Origin of the sequence: Halobellus salinus (genome assembly GCF_014646875.1) — an archaeon.
Classification (GTDB): domain Archaea; phylum Halobacteriota; class Halobacteria; order Halobacteriales; family Haloferacaceae; genus Haloquadratum; species Haloquadratum salinum.
Window position 1 is genome coordinate 307,146 of the sequence record NZ_BMOC01000001.1, and the last position, 15,718, is coordinate 322,863.

The 15,718-nt window shown below is 68.6% G+C and carries 22 protein-coding genes; 12 read left to right on the plus strand and 10 right to left on the minus strand.

From position 1 onward, the window contains the following. Positions 1-101 precede the first annotated feature (101 nt). Both IEX72_RS01540 and IEX72_RS01545 read left to right on the plus strand, forming a co-directional pair. Complete coding sequence (locus IEX72_RS01540) at positions 102-899, plus strand: ZIP family metal transporter (protein ID WP_188785613.1); 798 nt, start codon at positions 102-104, stop codon at positions 897-899. A 131-nt stretch (positions 900-1,030) separates the two neighbouring features. Further along, a complete protein-coding gene (locus IEX72_RS01545; RefSeq protein WP_188785614.1) occupies positions 1,031-1,318 on the plus strand; it encodes a hypothetical protein in 288 nt (95 codons plus the stop codon). A 53-nt stretch (positions 1,319-1,371) separates the two neighbouring features. On the opposite strand, the gene IEX72_RS01550 is transcribed toward IEX72_RS01545, so the two are convergent. Then, positions 1,372-2,100, minus strand: coding sequence for a DUF5806 family protein (locus IEX72_RS01550; protein WP_188785615.1), 729 nt, complete (start codon positions 2,098-2,100; stop codon positions 1,372-1,374). Between the two features lie 155 nt (positions 2,101-2,255). Between IEX72_RS01550 and IEX72_RS01555 the strand changes: the two genes are divergently transcribed. Together IEX72_RS01555 and IEX72_RS01560 are read left to right on the plus strand one after the other, a co-directional pair. Further along, the gene (locus IEX72_RS01555) at positions 2,256-2,624 is read left to right on the plus strand and encodes a universal stress protein (RefSeq protein WP_188785616.1); all 369 of its coding nucleotides are present in this window, start codon (positions 2,256-2,258) and stop codon (positions 2,622-2,624) included. Beyond that, positions 2,621-3,163 carry a GNAT family N-acetyltransferase gene (locus IEX72_RS01560; RefSeq protein ID WP_188785617.1) on the plus strand — a complete coding sequence of 181 codons (543 nt, stop codon included), beginning with the start codon at positions 2,621-2,623 and terminating at the stop codon, positions 3,161-3,163. The genes IEX72_RS01555 and IEX72_RS01560 overlap by 4 nt, the downstream gene beginning before the upstream one ends. 87 nt (positions 3,164-3,250) lie before the next feature. Here the strand turns inward: IEX72_RS01560 and IEX72_RS01565 are convergent, their stop codons facing one another. Then, positions 3,251-3,706 carry a universal stress protein gene (locus tag IEX72_RS01565; protein WP_188785618.1) on the minus strand — a complete coding sequence of 152 codons (456 nt, stop codon included), beginning with the start codon at positions 3,704-3,706 and terminating at the stop codon, positions 3,251-3,253. Between the two features lie 501 nt (positions 3,707-4,207). Between IEX72_RS01565 and IEX72_RS01570 the strand changes: the two genes are divergently transcribed. From IEX72_RS01570 to IEX72_RS01585, 4 genes are all read left to right on the plus strand, one after another. Next, entirely contained in the window at positions 4,208-4,675 is a 468-nt protein-coding gene (locus IEX72_RS01570) for a universal stress protein (protein WP_188785619.1), read from the plus strand. Between the two features lie 190 nt (positions 4,676-4,865). Further along, positions 4,866-6,110: a M20 family metallo-hydrolase gene (locus IEX72_RS01575; RefSeq protein WP_188785620.1), complete on the plus strand. Its 1,245-nt coding sequence runs from the start codon at positions 4,866-4,868 to the stop codon at positions 6,108-6,110. 62 nt (positions 6,111-6,172) lie between these two features. Next, positions 6,173-6,616: a RidA family protein gene (locus tag IEX72_RS01580; protein ID WP_188785621.1), complete on the plus strand. Its 444-nt coding sequence runs from the start codon at positions 6,173-6,175 to the stop codon at positions 6,614-6,616. Between the two features lie 53 nt (positions 6,617-6,669). Continuing rightward, positions 6,670-7,911, plus strand: coding sequence for a DHH family phosphoesterase (locus IEX72_RS01585; RefSeq protein WP_188785622.1), 1,242 nt, complete (start codon positions 6,670-6,672; stop codon positions 7,909-7,911). Between the two features lie 43 nt (positions 7,912-7,954). Here IEX72_RS01585 and IEX72_RS01590 read toward each other — a convergent pair whose 3' ends face one another. The 4 genes from IEX72_RS01590 to IEX72_RS01605 all read right to left on the minus strand — a co-directional run bounded on the left by IEX72_RS01590 (position 7,955) and on the right by IEX72_RS01605 (position 9,997). Further along, entirely contained in the window at positions 7,955-8,299 is a 345-nt protein-coding gene (locus IEX72_RS01590) for a 2Fe-2S iron-sulfur cluster-binding protein (RefSeq protein WP_188785623.1), read from the minus strand. Positions 8,300-8,428: 129 nt separating this feature from the next. Beyond that, positions 8,429-8,914, minus strand: a complete 486-nt coding sequence (locus IEX72_RS01595) for a DUF5807 family protein (protein ID WP_188785624.1) — start codon at positions 8,912-8,914, stop codon at positions 8,429-8,431. 66 nt (positions 8,915-8,980) lie between these two features. After that, positions 8,981-9,136 carry a DUF7563 family protein gene (locus tag IEX72_RS01600; RefSeq protein ID WP_188785625.1) on the minus strand — a complete coding sequence of 52 codons (156 nt, stop codon included), beginning with the start codon at positions 9,134-9,136 and terminating at the stop codon, positions 8,981-8,983. 351 nt (positions 9,137-9,487) lie between these two features. Then, positions 9,488-9,997, minus strand: a complete 510-nt coding sequence (locus IEX72_RS01605; RefSeq protein ID WP_188785626.1) for a hypothetical protein — start codon at positions 9,995-9,997, stop codon at positions 9,488-9,490. Between the two features lie 188 nt (positions 9,998-10,185). Between IEX72_RS01605 and IEX72_RS01610 the strand changes: the two genes are divergently transcribed. Beyond that, positions 10,186-10,806 carry a TetR/AcrR family transcriptional regulator gene (locus IEX72_RS01610; protein WP_229663699.1) on the plus strand — a complete coding sequence of 207 codons (621 nt, stop codon included), beginning with the start codon at positions 10,186-10,188 and terminating at the stop codon, positions 10,804-10,806. Further along, positions 10,803-12,269, plus strand: a complete 1,467-nt coding sequence (locus IEX72_RS01615) for an MATE family efflux transporter (protein WP_188785627.1) — start codon at positions 10,803-10,805, stop codon at positions 12,267-12,269. The genes IEX72_RS01610 and IEX72_RS01615 overlap by 4 nt, the downstream gene beginning before the upstream one ends. 18 nt (positions 12,270-12,287) lie before the next feature. Here IEX72_RS01615 and IEX72_RS01620 read toward each other — a convergent pair whose 3' ends face one another. The 4 genes from IEX72_RS01620 to IEX72_RS01635 form a co-directional block, all read right to left on the minus strand. Further along, positions 12,288-12,527: a DUF7120 family protein gene (locus IEX72_RS01620; protein WP_188785628.1), complete on the minus strand. Its 240-nt coding sequence runs from the start codon at positions 12,525-12,527 to the stop codon at positions 12,288-12,290. Positions 12,528-12,581: 54 nt separating this feature from the next. Further along, complete coding sequence (locus IEX72_RS01625; RefSeq protein ID WP_188785629.1) at positions 12,582-13,301, minus strand: class I SAM-dependent methyltransferase; 720 nt, start codon at positions 13,299-13,301, stop codon at positions 12,582-12,584. Next, the gene (locus tag IEX72_RS01630) at positions 13,259-14,026 is read right to left on the minus strand and encodes a hypothetical protein (protein ID WP_188785630.1); all 768 of its coding nucleotides are present in this window, start codon (positions 14,024-14,026) and stop codon (positions 13,259-13,261) included. Before IEX72_RS01630 ends, IEX72_RS01625 begins: the two co-directional genes overlap by 43 nt. A 93-nt stretch (positions 14,027-14,119) precedes the next feature. Beyond that, positions 14,120-14,296 (minus strand): hypothetical protein, encoded by a 177-nt coding sequence (locus IEX72_RS01635; protein WP_188785631.1) that lies wholly within the window; start codon positions 14,294-14,296, stop codon positions 14,120-14,122. Between the two features lie 101 nt (positions 14,297-14,397). Here IEX72_RS01635 and IEX72_RS01640 point away from each other — a divergent pair, with 101 nt between their 5' ends. Beyond that, the gene (locus IEX72_RS01640; RefSeq protein ID WP_188785632.1) at positions 14,398-14,904 is read left to right on the plus strand and encodes a hypothetical protein; all 507 of its coding nucleotides are present in this window, start codon (positions 14,398-14,400) and stop codon (positions 14,902-14,904) included. Between the two features lie 46 nt (positions 14,905-14,950). Further along, a complete protein-coding gene (rdfA, locus tag IEX72_RS01645; protein WP_188785633.1) occupies positions 14,951-15,571 on the plus strand; it encodes a rod-determining factor RdfA in 621 nt (206 codons plus the stop codon). Positions 15,572-15,718: the final 147 nt, after the last annotated feature.

Sequence of the window (15,718 nt, forward strand, 5' to 3'; positions counted from 1 at the left end):
CTCGGGACGTTTCGATTCGTCGGTTCGGTGCGGGGTTCGGGCGGAGTGGTCGCTCCCGCGCCCCGCCAGCGTCTTGTGCCGGGCCGGCGAAGCCGGATCCGATGGCGCTCCTGGAGAATCTGGTGTTCGTCTTTGTTGCCGGGTTCGTGACGGCGCTCGCGACCGGCGTCGGCGCGCTGCCGTTCGTCTTCGTCGATTCGGTCACGGACAGACAGAACGTCCTGCTGTGGGGGGTGGCGTCGGGGATTATGGTGTCGGCGTCGCTGTTCGGCCTCATCGAGGAGGGGCTCACGGCGGGGACGCCGCTGGAGATCCTCGTTGGGATGGGTGCCGGGGTCCTCCTGGTGGTGGTGGCACACGAGGTACTGCTCGACGCCGAGATCGACCCCCGCCAGTACGAGGAGGCGAACTTCGCGCGGCTCGTGCTCATCTTGGGCGTGCTGACGGTCCACAGCTTCCCCGAGGGGATCGCTGTCGGGGTCTCGTTTGCGGACCTCGGACTCGCCGGCGGAGCACAGATGTTGGGGCTGACGGTCCCGCTTTTGGCGATATTCATGACGATCGCGATCTCGATCCACAACATCCCGGAGGGGACCGCGATTTCGATCCCGTTGCAGTCGATGGGGGTCCCCCCGTGGAAGATGGTGTGGTGGGCGGTCTTCTCCAGCCTCCCGCAACCGATCGGCGCGGTGATCGCCTTCGCGTTCGTCCGGGTGGCGCGGGAGTTCCTCCCGTACGGCTTCGGGTTCGCCGCCGGCGCGATGATCTACCTCGTGCTCACCGAGTTCGTCCCCGAAGCGCTCGAAACCGGCGCTGACCTCCCCGGCAGCGGGAAGCGCGAACTCGGCGTCGGGATCGCGGTCGGGATCGTGGCGATGCTCCCGCTGGCGTTCATCTGAAACCAGCGGGCTGCGGCGGTGTGTATCAGGGACGCGGGACGCCGGTGCGGCCGGGCGGCGATGGCGGCGCGGGCGACCGCCGCTCTTGGCCTCGGCAGTAGCTATTTTTCGCCGGAGCGGAACTGACACGTATGACGGCCGATCCCGGCGAGGAGCGGGTTCGTGTCTGGCTCGTCGAACGCACATACTCCGACGATGAGCAGAACCTCATCATCCTCACGTACGCGACCCCCGACGGCGAACGGTACTTCCGGAAGGAGCGAGCGCTCACCTCCTTCACCGACGTTCGCGACACGACAGCCGCCGTCAACACGGTTCCGGACAACCTCGGCGCGGTCGACGACCCCGACCGGCGGGACCAGTACGCCGCCGAGGCTCAGCGGATGCGGGACGCTCACGACCCCGACGACCTGATCTGATCCGGACCGACAACTGCCACTGGCGGTGTCGGGCGTGATACCCTCGAACCCGGTCACCCGTCGTCGCTTCCGTCCCCGGAGAGCTCGTCGGCGCGGAGGTCCGAACTCGCCTCGCGGACCTCCCGCATCACGCTGGAGATCCGCTCTTCGGCCTCCATCTCCTCCTCGACCGAGAGGTCGACGCCTTCGACTTCCAGCAGGAACTTCGCGATCTCGGTCACCTCATACATCAACTCGTCGAGTTCCTCGGCAGTGAAAAATCCCGACATCGCGCCGTAGAGGAACGTTGCGCCCGACATTCGAACTTTCTCTTCGAACGACGACCGCGCCTGGTTCACCGCCTGCGGCGTGTAGGTGTCGGTCATGAATGGCACCAGTTCGGGGAGGTTCTCGCCGATCTTGGTCATCTCGACGCCGGTCTCGGTGCGGAAATCCGCACACAGCCTGGCGATGGCCCACTCCCGGGCGGTGACGTAGGTCCGATCCCGGAGGAAGTCGTTGACGCGATCGTACTGAGCGCCGTCGACCTTCTTGAACCGCGCGTACTTCTGGACGTCGGTGGGGGTGTCCGAGCCGTCTACGGGGCCCTCACGGCGTGTCTCCGGTCCCGGTTCCGATCGGGCTTCGGTCCCCGACTCGGCGTCCGGCTCGGAGTCCGCGTCCGACTCGGCGTCCGGCTCGGAGTCCGCGTCCGACTCGGCGTCCGGCTCGGAGTCCGCGTCCGACACGCCGGCAGCAGTCCGCTGTAGGCCCTCCGTCGACGCGTCGGCGTCGTCGTCCATACTCCGGGGTGTCGCCCGGACGGCAAAAAGCGTTCCCTCGTACGGACCGTCGTCGCGGATCCCCGGACATCGTCGAACCGTGCGGACAGTGGCCACAACAGTGCCTACCACAGACCCCGGCGCTTTTTTACCCCCGCATCGATAGCGGACGTAGAATGAAGGTCCTCCTGGGAATCGGGGGCGGCGACGACTCCCGTCGGGCGCTGGAGCGGACCGTGTCGCGTGCGGCCGAGGCGGGCGACAACCTGACAGTCGCGGTCGTCGACGATTCCAGCACCGGGCGCACGGGTGACGAGATCGAAACCGAGATCGACGAGGTGCTCGGGGAGGCGGGAGTCGACGCCGAGGTCAGACACGTCGACGGCGACGCGGGGAGCGAACTGGTCAGGATCGCCGAATCCGAGGGGTTCGACCGGGTCGCACTCGGCGGTGGCACCACGAGTCCAATGGGGAAGATCCAACTGGGCACCACCGCGCAGTTCGTCCTCCTGAACTCCCACGTCACCGTCTCGCTGGTCCGATGAACCCGGACCGAAACTACCCCTCGACGGTCGCCGGGCCGTTCGAGGCGGCACCGTTCGCGTTCGATGACCGCGAGAGCCGGGAGATCGAACTCCGGCCGTACGACGGAAGCGATGGCGAGTTCGAGGCGCTCGTGTCGATGTACGTCGCGTTCGATCCCGCTGACCGCGCACAGGGGATCCCGCCCGGCGACGAGGGTCGGATCCGGACCTGGCTCGACGGTCTCGTAAAGAAAGGAGGGTACAACGTCGTCGCGTGGCACGGCGGCACGGTGGCGGGCCACGCCACACTGGTCCCGGACGACGACACCTACGAACTCGCCATCTTCGTGCTCCAGGCGTACCAGGAGTCGGGGATCGGAACCCGGCTGATGCGCGGCCTGCTCGGCTACGGCGCCGAGAACGGCGTCGATCGGGTGTGGCTCAGCGTCGAACGGTGGAACAAGGCCGCGATCGGGCTCTACGAGAAACTCGGGTTCGAGATCAGCAACTCCGAGAGCTTCGAGATGGAGATGAGCGCACGGATCTCGGCAGAGGATTGACCTCCTCCCGCGCCTAAGAGTGCGGGTATTCTCCTTGAGTGTTATAACTGAGCACAACGCGGTGGACGAGACCGGGCATCAACCGATCTACACTGATAGCACGGGCTGACTCGCGTACAGCAGGACGTACTCGGCGGCCTTCGCCAGAACACCGGCGTCGGGCGCGTCGGGCGGCTCACGAGGCACCACCAGGAAGTCGGCGCCGACGTCGTCTGCGGTGTCGAGCACGACACTCCCGGGGTGTCTGAGCTTCATTCTGGGCGAGAAGCCGTACGCCACCGACGTCGACACCGGGACCGCCGCGTCGGCGGCGATCTCGCGGGCGGTTTCGACGATCGCCTCCCCGTCGGCGGCCACCCGGTCGTCGTCGACCTCGCCCTCGTTGATCGCGCGGACAACCGACTCGTCAAGCACGTGAACGACGTGGAGCGTCGCGTCGTACTCGGCGGCGATGGCGGCGGCCGACACGACCGCGCCGGACGACGCCTCGCTCCGATCAACGGGGACGAGCACGAGGTCGACACCGATCGGGCGGCGGGGCATATCCGTTCTTCCGACGCGGGGCGACAAAAAAGCTCACTTCGCCGGGCATCGGGTGCACGCGAAAACCGAGTACTGCGGCCGCCCGAGAGGTGCTCGTGAGGCACGGGCTATCGTAGCGTTTGCAGGTCTGTACTCACTTGATCGCACGTAGTCGTGTGATCTGCTGAGCAACCAGTTGCAAACGCTGCGATCCCCGTCGTGATCGCCGTCGGCACGCGGGAGGCACGCGGGAGGCACGCGGGAGGCACGCGGGAGGCGCGCGGGAGGGTGGTCGCCGGTCCTGATACTGTCGGCTATAACTACGTGAAGATTTTCGACACCCCGGGGTGTCGAAATACGTCACGCGACTATAGCCGACAGTATGACCGAGACGACGACGGGCGGGGTCACGCGGCGGTGCCGGGCGCCGGACCGACGCCGCCTCGAGGCGAACCGGGGCCGGACGGGTCCAAGCGGGGACCGCCGACGGTATTTATTGTCCCGCCGACCGCACCCCACCGTATGTTCGAGACCATTGTGGTCGCCACCGACGGGTCCGGGAGCGCACGCCGCGCGGTCGACACGGCGCTCGACCTCGCGGCGCGGTTCGACGCCGCGGTCGAGTGCCTGTACGTCGTCGACGAGGAGGAAGTGTCATCGTCGCCGGAGCGGCTACAGGATGAGATGCGGACGGCACTCGAAGAGCGCGGCCAGGAGGCGGTCGCAACCGTCCGGGCGGCTGCCGACCGCGAGGTACGGACCGAGATCCGGGCGGGGCGGCCGGCGTCGGTCATCGACGGCTACGCCCGGGAGGTCAACGCGGATGTGGTTGCGATGGGAACCCGCGGCCGCCACGGCGAGAACCGGTTTCTGGTAGGGTCGGTGGCCGAGCGCGTGGTCCGGACCTGTCCCGTTCCGGTGTTGACCGTCCGCCAACTCGCCGCCGACGAAAACACCGAGGCCCCGGTTGCGGCGCCGGGCGGGGAGTGAGCGGGGCGTGCCCACGGCGCGGACCGGAGTCCCGCGGTCCCAACGGCTCCGGTTCCGGCAGTTCACACGTGTCGCCTGCGCGCACGTCGCCGCCCAGGAACCCGGTTCTGTGGAGTGAAGCGGGCCCGGCGGGCCGATGCCGACGCGCCGCAGTCGCGGATTTATTGCCCCGGCCGCGCACCGTCGTGGTATGGACATCGACCGGGAGCGACTCCGGGAGGACATTGAGGCGAACGCGGCGTTCGGCGCGGTCGACGCCGAGGACGGTCGGGGGCGGACCCTCCTGACGGGGAGCGACGCCGACCGACGGGCGAGAGAACGGTTCGTCGACCGCCTCGGCGACGCCGGCCTCGACGTGCGAGTCGATGCCGTCGGCAACATCGCGGGCCGGTGGGCGCCCCCCGAATGCGACCCCGGTGCCGCGCCCGTGGCGTTCGGCAGCCACCTCGACTCGGTCCCCCGCGGCGGGATCTTCGACGGGCCGCTCGGGACATACGCGGCGCTCGAGGGGGTGCGCGCCATGCAGGACGCCGGCGTCACCCCCGACCGCCCGGTCGAGGTCGTGTCGTTCACCGAGGAGGAGGGTGCCCGGTTCGGGATCGGCACGCTGGGGTCGTCGGTGGCGGGGGGGCACCGCGACGCGGCCGACGCGCTCGGACTCGTCGACGACGAGGACGTCACTCTCCGGGAACGCCTCGACGCGATCGGGTTCTGTGGCGACGACGCGATCACTCCCGGAGCGTGGGACGCGTGGGTGGAACTCCACATCGAGCAGGGAACCCGGTTGACTGAGGCGGGCGCGGGCGTCGGAGTGGTCGAGGCGATCACCGGCATCACCAACTGCGAGGTCGAGATCGCGGGCGAGGCCGACCACGCGGGGTCGACGCCGATGTACGAGCGGACCGACGCCCTGACCGCGGGCGCCGAGTTCGTACTCGACGTCGAGCGCGCCGCCGAGGAGGTCGCCACGGACCGGGAGTCGGCGGTCGCGACCGTCGGACAGGGCACCATCGAACCGAACGCCCGGAACATCGTCCCCGGCGCGGTCCGGTATCAGTTGGACCTCCGCGACACCGACTCGGAGACGATGGACCGGTTGGTCGACCGGTGTCGGTCCAGTCTGGCGCGGCTGGAACGGACCAACGGTGTCGACACCGGCCTCGACCGGTACCGGACCAACCCGCCGACACCGATGGCCGAGCGGTGTCTCGCGGCCGCCGACAACGCGGCCGCGACCCGCGGCACCGACGCGATCCGGCTCCACTCCGCGGCGGTCCACGACACCGCGAACCTGGCGGCGGCGACCGACGTGGGGCTGCTGTTCGCGCCGTCGGTCGACGGCGCCTCCCACTCGCCCCGGGAGTGGACCGACTGGGACGACTGCGCGGCGGCGGCGGGCGTACTCGCCGAGACCGTCAGGGCGCTTGCGGAGTGAGTTGGGGCGTCCCACCGCTCGGAGGGTCCGGCTTTTTGTGAGGGGTCGGCGAAACGGGGGGTATGCCCCGGTACGCGATCAACCCACCCGAACTCAAGGACGCCCGCGGGATCGGGTACAACCACGCAATCGTCGAGGGCGGGCGGTTCTATATGGCCGGACAGGTCGCTATGGACGCCGACTCGAACGTGGTCGGCGACGACATCGAGACGCAGGCGCGGAAGGCCTACGAGAACGCCGGGACCTTGCTCGACGCTGTGGGGAAGGGGTTCGGCGACGTAGCGAAGGTCACCACACACATCGTGGATCCAGCCGAGCACTACTACGACGGGTACAAACGGGTCTACTGGGAGACGTTCGACGAACCGTACCCGTGTCACACCGTGCTCGGCCACGACCAGTTGGCCAACGAGGACTACCTCGTGGAGGTCGAAGTCGAGGTGCCGCTGTCCGAGGCCGATGTCGACGCGATCGAACCCGACGGCGACGTGATACGGGCGGTGTAGCCTCGTCGCCCCCAACCGCGCCGGTTTTCACCCCGGCGGCCGTCGGACGCGCTATGAACGACGAACTCATCGACAGCGGGCGACTCTCGCTCACGCGAAAGTCCCAACTCCCCGGAACGGGGTTCTTCTATCCGGACTCCCTCGACGAGTCCCGAACCGAAGAACGGGTCGCCGAAGCGGTCGACGGCGCGGAGGCTGTGGTCGTTGCCGACACCGACGCCGACGGGTTGGGGTGTGTGGCGCTGCTTCGGGAGGTCTACGACGCGACGCTGTCGTGGGCGTCGTTCGCGGACGACGTCTCCGACCGGGTCGACCGGTGGGACGAGCCGGCCGGCGGCGCCGACGACGAAACCGAAGGCGAGGAGGAGGGAGCCGAGCACCCCCGATCGACGGTCGCGTTGGTCGGCGCCGGCCCATACTCCCTGGATGAGTCCCTACGGAACGTCGTCGAGTACGCGCCCGGGGGGATCGACCTCTACGTGTGTGACCTGTGTCCCGACGAGTACGACTGGATCGCCGACGAACTCGCCGCCGCGGTCGACCTCGCGGCGTCGGTTGCGTGGTACGACCACCACCAGTGGGACGCGGAGACGGCCGACTCAGTCCGCGACGCCGGCGTCGACCTCGAGGTCGGCGAATCCGACGAGGAGTGTTCGACCGACGTGACGCTCCGGTCGCTCGACTACGACTTCGACGAGCAATGGACCGAACTCGCCGCGGTCACCCGGGATCACGACCTCTGGGAGAAGGAGGACCCACGAAGCGACGACCTCGCGGATTACGCCTACTGGACGGATCCCGAGGAGTACGTGACGGTGGTGGGGACATTCGGCGTCGACCTCCCCGACGTCGTCGCGGAGTATATCGACCGCCGGCGGGTCGAGAAGGAGAACCTGATCGACGCGGCGGTGTCGCGGGCGGAACTCAGGGAAGTCGGCCCCTGGACGGTGGGCGTGGCCTACGGCCGGTGTTCACAGAACGAGGTCGCGGAGGCGTTGCGAGAACAGGGCGCCGACGCGGCGGTCGTGGTCAAGCCCGCAGGCAGCGCGAGCATCCGGGGGTCCGAGACCTTCGAGCGCGCCCACGAGGTCGCGGGGCGTGTCAACGGCGGCGGCCACCCCCGCGCTGCGGGGTGTAAACCCGACATCTACGACGACATGCTCGATTACGCCAACCACTGGACCACGAGCGGGGCGACAACGAAGCGGGTGATCCTCCGGGCGTTCGAGGCGGTTGCCGAGGAGGTCGAAGCGGCGGCGGCCGACGGCGGGGACGCTGACGCCGGCGACGAGTAGCGGGGTGTTCGGACGCCCGCTGGGCGTCTTCGGGCGCCCGACCTCACTCGCCGCCCGACACCCGCCGCGGCAGCACCTGTCCCCAGACGTACTTGTCGAGGAGTTTGACCGTCAGCGGTTCATCGACCGTGATCTGACACGAGAGCCGAGGGTACCCGAACCGGACGGCGGCGGCGTCGTGCCAGTGTGTCGGCTCCGGCGCGGGGTCAACCTCGACGGTACAGGTGGCACACACCCCCCGGCCCCCGCAGTTGGCGTGGCGGGAGACCGTCCCGTAGACCGGAAAGTCGTGGGCCAAGAGCGCGTCTCTGAGGGTTTGGCCCCGCTCGACCGCGATTGTCTCCTCGCCGTCGCCGGTGCGGACTGTGACATCGACCGTCTTGTTCATACCTCGCGTCGGGTCGCGTCGGACGTGAGTCTGCCGGCAGTCGCGCCGCGCTCGTGTCGGCAGTCGCAGCGGGTTCGTGTCGGCAGTCGCGCCGCGCTCGTGTCGGCAGTCGCGGCGGGTTCGCCAGCGTTACTCGGTCGCTTCGACCGGCTCGGACCCGCCCGGCTGGACGCCGGTCTCGGTCTCCTCGCCGACGACCCACTTGTCTGAGTAGCTTGCGCTGCAGGCGCAGTGGGCGTAGGCGTGGATCACGTCGCCGCGGGCGTAGAGGCCGCCGACCTCGTCGTTGCGCTCCTCCGAGAACGCGAACACGAACTCGACCTCGTGGGACGCCTCGGCGTCGGTCTCCCGTTGCGGGCACTCGCCGCCGTCAAGGTCCCGCGAGATGTGGCCGCGGGTCTCCATCGCGCCGCGGGCGAACTCCATCGCCTCCATCCCCGTGCCCGCGGCGAACGCCCGCCGGCCGTCGTCACCTGGGACGACGAGCACGTACCCCGAGTCGACGGTCTCGCCCATCTTCGGAAGCTTCCCCTCGCTGTCGAGGTACGACTCGGTGAGAAACAGCGCGACATCGTCGTGGCGCTCGCCGTCGAGGAACGTGGAGCGGTTGCTCATACGGTCACGAGACCACGAAGCGTCAAAAGCCGCGTGATACGGACTGTCGGGACGAGTTACCTGGTGTCAGTGTCTGGTTGCGCGAGCCTCACGGACGTCGGCGCCGTCGCGAACCTTGTCCTCGCAGTTGGGGCAGACCCGCGGGCTGTCCATGCCGTTCGGGGCGAACACCCGGACGTACTCCCTTGTGACGAACGAACCACAGTTCTCACACGTCGGCATTAACCGGCGTTTTGGAATCAATCGAAATAATAGTTCGGGACTGTCCGACGGTACTGTTCAGGTGAACGCGACTCGTCCGACACGTTCCACACCGGATCGGAATCGCGGGAGGTGCCAGACGCCGCGACTCCCGTCGGTGATTAGCCCCATCACATCCCGCCGCCGGTGTCTTGGGCGAGGGCGGGGTCGAACGGGATGTCTGCGGGTTCGTCGTCGGGGGTGACACGCCGAACCGGACGACCACGGACGAGGCACGGTCGACGGAACTGCTAATCGACCCTGCGTAGGCGTTCGGGGGCTGGCTACCCCTCGTAGCCCGCGTCCTCCATCAGCAGTGCGAAGGCGTCCGTATCACTCCCGGCGGAGCAGCGCAACGAGGGTCGCGATCAGCCCGAGTTCGCTCGCCATCGACGCCGCCGCCCACGGGTCGCTGGTGAGGTGGCGGACGACGTTCGCGACGGGCGCGACACCGTGGAGCAGCGGCTCCCGGCCGGGGAGGAAGCCGCCGTGGCCGGTCAGGTGCCACGCGAGGTACCCCACCACGTACGTGAGCGCCACCACGATCCCCGCGACGTAGTAGGGCCGTCGGTTCGGGGCGTTGCGGCTGAGCGAGACGCCGACCAGGAGCGCCGTCGCCGACACCACGAACGCGGCAGGTCGTGGATCGAACACGAGCACCCGGGGGTTGGCGTAGAGCAACGCGAACAGTTCGAGCAGGCCGTGATTCGGGTCCAGGAGGTGCAACAGGGCGACGAGGGTTGCGAGCGCGGCGCCGAGATACCGGAGTCGTCGCGTGGTGAGTGTGGCTGCGCCGCCGTCGAGGGAGTCACGCGCCGTGGCCGAAGAGTCGTCGGCGGACATCTACGGATTGGTCGGTGGCCGCGAGTATTCAATCTTCGGCGGATGCCCGCGGTCGTGGTTAGGTACTAGACAGCCGGCCGGAAAGCCGCCCCCGGCGGGAGTCCCGCTCGTTCCACCCGCTGGACTCCCGCTCAGCCGCGGTTCGAACTCCTTTTGACTGACCGGACAGTCAGTTTGAGGCACACACTGTGACCGACGCACCGACCGAGATCCTGGACGCCACCCACTGCGCGCTCCGCGAGCACGGCTACGCGGAGGTGACGATGCGGGACATCGCCGACAAGACCGACCTGAGCAAGGCCGCCCTCCACTACCACTACGACTGCAAGCACGACCTGCTCGTGGCGTTTCTGGATCACCTCTACGACCGATTCGAGGCGCGGATCGGCGACCCCGACGGCGATTCCCCGGCCGAGCGTCTCCACTCCCTGGTCGATGCGCTCCTCACCGAAGGCTCTGAAAATCCGGCGTTCCGGACCGCCCTCCTCGAGATCAAGGCGCAGGCGCCGTACGACGACGCGTTCCGCGACCGACTCCGGCGGTTCGACAACGCCTTTTCATCGAGGGTCCGGACCCTCGTCGCAGACGGCGTCGCCCGCGGGACGTTCCGTGACGACGTCGACCCCGACACCGTGGCGTCGGCGCTCACCACGTTCGTGAACGGCGCACAGACCCGCCACGTCGGGGTCGGCCACCCGCCGGCGCAGTCGGCGACGACGCTCCACACCTACATCGACACCGCGTTGCGGCCGCGGGACGAACCGGGTGACGGGAGCGACACAGACGACGCCGGGAGCGCGTCCGGATGAGCCTCCTCGATCGGCTGGAGTCGGTGTTCAAAGGTCCAGAGGAACTCTCGCTCACCAGCGGCGGGATCGGGTGGCCGCTGTTTTACCTCTCGTTACCCATCGTCGTCACCAACCTCCTCCAGGTGGGGTACAACCTGGCCGATACCTTCTGGCTCGGCCAGTACAGCACCGAAGCGCTGGCGGCGATCAGCTTCGGGTTCCCGATGATCTTCCTCCTGATCGCGCTTGGGATGGGGATCTCCGTCGCCGGCAGCGTCCTGGTCGCCCAACACATCGGCGCGGGCGAGGAGGCTGAGGCCGAGTACGCGGCGTCACAGACGGTCATCTACGGGCTCGTCGCCTCGGCGATCCTCGGTGCGGTGGGGTACGCCGCCGTTGGGCCGTTCATCACGTTCCTCGGGGCGTCGCCCGAGGTGCAGCCGCTCGCGGCGGGATATATGCGCGTAATCTCCGCCGGACTACCGTTCATGTTCGGCTTCTTCGTGTTCATCGCGCTGATGCGCGGCTACGGCGACACCGTCACCCCGATGCTCGTGATGTTCGGGTCGGTCGTGCTCAACATCGCGATCGACCCGATCCTGATCTTCGGGTTCGAGAACAACCCGCTGTTCGGGATGGTCGGACTCCGCGGGGTCGAGGCGTCGCTGTTCGCCGCCACCGGCTACACCGGGTCGGGGATCGAGGGCGCCGCAATCGCGACGGTGTTCTCCCGAGCGCTGGCGTTCCTGGTCGGGATCGCGGTCATGATCCAGGGAGTCCGCGGGGTCCGGATCCGGCCGAGTCAGATGCGCCCCGACCCCGTCTACCTGCGCAAACTGCTCGATATCGGCGTCCCCGCGTCGATCGAGGGGACCGGCCGAGCGCTGTCGGTGAACCTCCTCTTGCTCGTGGTGGGGATGTTCCCGACAACGGTCGTCGCCGCCTACGGCATCGGTGTCCGGGTGTTCTCGGTGATCTTTCTGCCCGCGATCGCGGTCGCCCGCGGGGTCGAAACCATGACCGGCCAGAACATCGGTGCCGAGAAACCCGACCGCGCCGGGTCGGCCGCGGACTTCGCGGCGAAGGTGACGTTTCTGGTGCTCTCGGGGTTGGGCGTGGTGGCGCTCCTGGCTACCCAACCGATCGTGGCCGCCTTCACGAACGACCCCGAAGTGGTCCGCGTGGGGGTGGAGTTCCTCCGGTGGGTGGCGCCTTCGTTCGGGTTCATCGGCGTGATGCGCGCCTACACCGGGAGCTTCCGGGGCGCGGGCAAGACGCTGGTCGCCGCCACCATCTCGATCATTATGCTCGGGGTTGTCCGGATTCCGGTGGCGTACGTCGCGTCGCTCTCGCTGGGGGAAAGCGGGATCTGGGTGGCGTTTCCGGTCTCGAACGCCGCCGGCGCCCTCATCGCGTACGTGTGGTACCGCCGCGGGACGTGGCAGACGGAGTCGGTGCGGGGACCGACGCCCGCCGACGACTGATCGTCGGCCGGACGCCCGCTACAACGTGTCCTCGTCGAGGTCGCCGGGGTCGGAGGCCGTATCGAAGAGGTTGTTCTCCGCGCCGTCCATGAAGTCGTCGCCGGGTTCGCTGTCGTCGATCACGTCGACGTTGTAGGCGTCGATCCCCATCGTGAGAAGCTCCTCGACCGCCTGCTCTTCGGTGACAAACTCCTCGTCCACCAGCTGCTCGAACTCGCTCAACAGTTCGTCGGGGAGCGTCACTTCGACTATTGGCATTGCGACCGGGTTCGGCTTCCGGGTACTTGAGTGACCTGCTTGGAGGGGGGAGGGTTACGACTCCCGCAAACCGGCGTTGATCTCGATGGTGCCGAACACGTGCCGCGTGGTCTCGACGGTGTCCATCCGCGCGTCGAGCGCGTCGCGGGAGGCGTCAGTCCGCGCCGCAAGCTGGGCTAGAACGTCCCCCTGCGCCGCGTCGAACAGCCTGGCGTTCACCCGGGCGAACCCCCACAGTGCCGCGTTCGCCGCCCGATGTCCCCGCGGGACGAAGTTCGCGACGACGACCCTGTCGGCACGGTCGCACCACCGGCCGACCACGTCGTACGCGTCCGGGAACAGCGAGGTCACGAACGTCGCGAGCACGCCGTCGGCCGCCGCGACCGGCGGCCAGGTGGCGTCGCCCCGCGCCAGCGACACGTTCTCCCACCCGCGGCGGGCGACGAGCCCCCGCGCGCGCCGCAGCATCGGCCCGGTGATGTCGACGCCGACGACCCGGCCGCCGGGGCCGACCGCCTCTCTGAGCACGGGCAGGTTGGCACCCGGGCCACACCCGAACTCGACGACCGTGTCGCCGGGCGCGAGGCCGAGCGCGTCGACACAACTGCTTCGGACGCCCCCGACCGACGCGGTCGCCCGGGCGAACCAGTCGTAGATCCGGGCCCACCGGCCGTAGCTCTCCCGAATCCGGCCGGCGCGATCGCGGTCGGCTGTCCGCGACGGTGGCGGGGTCACAGCGATCCGGCCACCGCCGACGGTGGCGTCTTCGGCCACCACTGTTCGTCGCCGTCCCACGTCACGGTCGAGTAGCACTGCTCGGAGCCGGGACAGTCACGCGGGCGCTGGTAGTCGATCCCGCGCGCTTCGAGGTAGGTCACGTAGCCGTCGTCGACGCGGTCCAACTTCTCGTGACACACCCACTTCTCGCCGCACCGGCCGGCGGCGACGTCCCGGTACGGGCACGTGAACGTGGTGCGCTCGCCGCCGTCCCCCGAACGGGTGTCGTCGATCCGAACCCCGACCGACCGGTAGGCGACGCGGAGCCGCCGCACCACCTGCTCGGGCGAGGACGCGCCGAGGAACAGCCCGTGCGCCAGCGCGTACCCGAAGTCGTGGAGGACGCGTTCGAGGAGCGACCGGTTCTCCGGGCTGTCGACCAGGAGCGCCCGGAGGTCGTTGTACCACGTCGACACCGCCGCGACCCCGTCGACACCGTTAGCGGCGTCCACCAACGCCGCCCGCCGGTCGGGCAGCGGCGCGGCGCCGTCGGTCAGCCGGAACGCGGGGACTGCCTCGACGTGTTCGAGCACGTCTTCGCGGAGGATCTCGCCGTCGGCGTACGCCGACGTGCGCCGACGCAACTCGGGGTACCACGTTTCCGCGAGACGACTGTACGTGCCGCCGAGCGCGTCGTCGACATCGGCGAACCAGTCGCTTTCGGGCGGCGTCGGGAACCGCTCGACGACCCGGCGCAACTCTTCGGGGTTCGGACCCGCCATACCTGGGTGTTCCGCGGGACGCCCTTGAATCTGCGTGCGCCGGGAGGAAACGCCGCGTCGGTCACGCCGGGCGGTCGCCGCGGCCGACCACGGCTACTCCCCGGCGAAGAAGCTGGTGAAAAACCCGGACAGAAACGCCGTGAGCGCGACCGACAGCAGGAGTTCGGTCCCGGAGTACCCGTCCTCGTCGTCGTTCATGAACGGATAGGTGGCGGCGACGCTGATCACAAGCGAGACGATCCCGTTGACCGTGTCGGTCTTCAGGTTCATACATCCGTTTCGGTCGCCGGGAGAATGAAGATGTCCCTCGGGGGGTGGGCGGGCACCCGCGAGCCGTCACGAATTTATGTTCGATCCGCGCCATTCAGGGTATGCTCCCCGCCGCACGTCCGCTCGCGCTCCCGGTTCCGCTCCCGCTCCAGGCGTCGTCGGAGTTCGGGTCGGCGTTTTTCACGTTCCTGATACTCGCGTTGTTCGCCGGCCTGATCGGGGCCATCGGTGGCGCGGTCGTCCGCCGGTTCGAGACGCCCGCGGGAAAGTACCGCGTGCTGTACGTGGGTGTGGTGCTCCCCGCGGTGCTCGGGGCGTACGCCTTCCTCTCGCTCGGGGAGATGGGGCCGGCGGCCGCGGTGTGGTTCGGCCTCGAATCGGGCGTCGTGGCCGACGGGTTCGCGAACGTTGTGGAGTTCCTGGCGGCGGGGCTCGTGTGGCTCACGGCGTACGCGCCGACGCTTCCCGGGAGGCGCGACGCGGACGACCTCGACATCCCGGTCACCGACGCACTCCGGCGGATGGCGCGGTACGTGCTCGTCGGCAGCGCGGTCCTTGCGGTCGTGGTCACGCCGTTCGTCGGGGCGGGCCTCCCGTTGCCGGTGTGACGCTCGGAGTCGCTGATGTTAACCGAGTTACCGGTCAACGTCGGGTATGGCCGACAAACCCGATCCGACCCGGAGCAAGGTCGGGCGGCTGATCGACGAACACGGAACGGTGGGGCTCGGACAGGAACTCGAAGACCGGTGGCTCGGCCGCGGGCACGAGGAACAGAGCCTCCGGTCGCTGGCCGACTGGTTCAACGAACGCCTCCTCCACCGGCGGCTCGTCACGGCCGGCTACGACCCGCTCGACGGCGAGGTGTCCAACCTCTACCGGCTGCTCTCCGAGGACGATGTCACTGCGGGGAGCCGCGTCGACGCGGAAGCGACAGTTGAGGAGTACGGGATCGACACCGAGACTCTTCGGCGGGAGTTCGTCTCCCACCAAGCGATCCACACCTACCTGACGGAGTTCCGGGATGCCTCGAAGGAGCGGTCCGTGATCGACCGGCCCGGAAACGCCCGACAGACGATCCAGCGGCTCCGGAGCCGACTGGTCGCAGTCGCGGAGAACAACCTCGACCACCTCCGAACGGCGGGCGAGCTCTCCATCGGGGAGTTCACCGTTCTGCTTGAGGTGCAGGTGCTGTGTGAGGACTGCGGCGCGAGCTACCCGATCACCGACCTGATCCGGCGGGGGCAGTGCGACTGTGCGGTGGACACCGAGTCCTGACGCGGACCGCTCGGGAGCGACCGGAGTCGCCACCGCAGAGAACAAGACAATATTGCTTGTATCTCCGATCCAGCTTGTTGCGGGGAACCGAACGTGATCGGCTGTCCCTCCCGAATCCGGGAACACAGCCCGAATGTGACGATCTGT

Excerpts from the sequence above, each read along its gene's own strand:
- IEX72_RS01540 (WP_188785613.1), top strand. The coding sequence starts at position 102 with ATGGCGCTCCTGGAGAATCTGGTGTTCGTCTTTGTTGCCGGGTTCGTG.
- IEX72_RS01545 (WP_188785614.1), top strand. The coding sequence starts at position 1,031 with ATGACGGCCGATCCCGGCGAGGAGCGGGTTCGTGTCTGGCTCGTCGAA.
- IEX72_RS01550 (WP_188785615.1), bottom strand. The coding sequence starts at position 2,100 with ATGGACGACGACGCCGACGCGTCGACGGAGGGCCTACAGCGGACTGCT.
- IEX72_RS01555 (WP_188785616.1), top strand. The coding sequence starts at position 2,256 with ATGAAGGTCCTCCTGGGAATCGGGGGCGGCGACGACTCCCGTCGGGCG.
- IEX72_RS01560 (WP_188785617.1), top strand. The coding sequence starts at position 2,621 with ATGAACCCGGACCGAAACTACCCCTCGACGGTCGCCGGGCCGTTCGAG.
- IEX72_RS01565 (WP_188785618.1), bottom strand. The coding sequence starts at position 3,706 with ATGCCCCGCCGCCCGATCGGTGTCGACCTCGTGCTCGTCCCCGTTGAT.
- IEX72_RS01570 (WP_188785619.1), top strand. The coding sequence starts at position 4,208 with ATGTTCGAGACCATTGTGGTCGCCACCGACGGGTCCGGGAGCGCACGC.
- IEX72_RS01575 (WP_188785620.1), top strand. The coding sequence starts at position 4,866 with ATGGACATCGACCGGGAGCGACTCCGGGAGGACATTGAGGCGAACGCG.
- IEX72_RS01580 (WP_188785621.1), top strand. The coding sequence starts at position 6,173 with ATGCCCCGGTACGCGATCAACCCACCCGAACTCAAGGACGCCCGCGGG.
- IEX72_RS01585 (WP_188785622.1), top strand. The coding sequence starts at position 6,670 with ATGAACGACGAACTCATCGACAGCGGGCGACTCTCGCTCACGCGAAAG.
- IEX72_RS01590 (WP_188785623.1), bottom strand. The coding sequence starts at position 8,299 with ATGAACAAGACGGTCGATGTCACAGTCCGCACCGGCGACGGCGAGGAG.
- IEX72_RS01595 (WP_188785624.1), bottom strand. The coding sequence starts at position 8,914 with ATGAGCAACCGCTCCACGTTCCTCGACGGCGAGCGCCACGACGATGTC.
- IEX72_RS01600 (WP_188785625.1), bottom strand. The coding sequence starts at position 9,136 with ATGCCGACGTGTGAGAACTGTGGTTCGTTCGTCACAAGGGAGTACGTC.
- IEX72_RS01605 (WP_188785626.1), bottom strand. The coding sequence starts at position 9,997 with ATGTCCGCCGACGACTCTTCGGCCACGGCGCGTGACTCCCTCGACGGC.
- IEX72_RS01615 (WP_188785627.1), top strand. The coding sequence starts at position 10,803 with ATGAGCCTCCTCGATCGGCTGGAGTCGGTGTTCAAAGGTCCAGAGGAA.
- IEX72_RS01620 (WP_188785628.1), bottom strand. The coding sequence starts at position 12,527 with ATGCCAATAGTCGAAGTGACGCTCCCCGACGAACTGTTGAGCGAGTTC.
- IEX72_RS01630 (WP_188785630.1), bottom strand. The coding sequence starts at position 14,026 with ATGGCGGGTCCGAACCCCGAAGAGTTGCGCCGGGTCGTCGAGCGGTTC.
- IEX72_RS01635 (WP_188785631.1), bottom strand. The coding sequence starts at position 14,296 with ATGAACCTGAAGACCGACACGGTCAACGGGATCGTCTCGCTTGTGATC.
- IEX72_RS01640 (WP_188785632.1), top strand. The coding sequence starts at position 14,398 with ATGCTCCCCGCCGCACGTCCGCTCGCGCTCCCGGTTCCGCTCCCGCTC.
- rdfA (WP_188785633.1), top strand. The coding sequence starts at position 14,951 with ATGGCCGACAAACCCGATCCGACCCGGAGCAAGGTCGGGCGGCTGATC.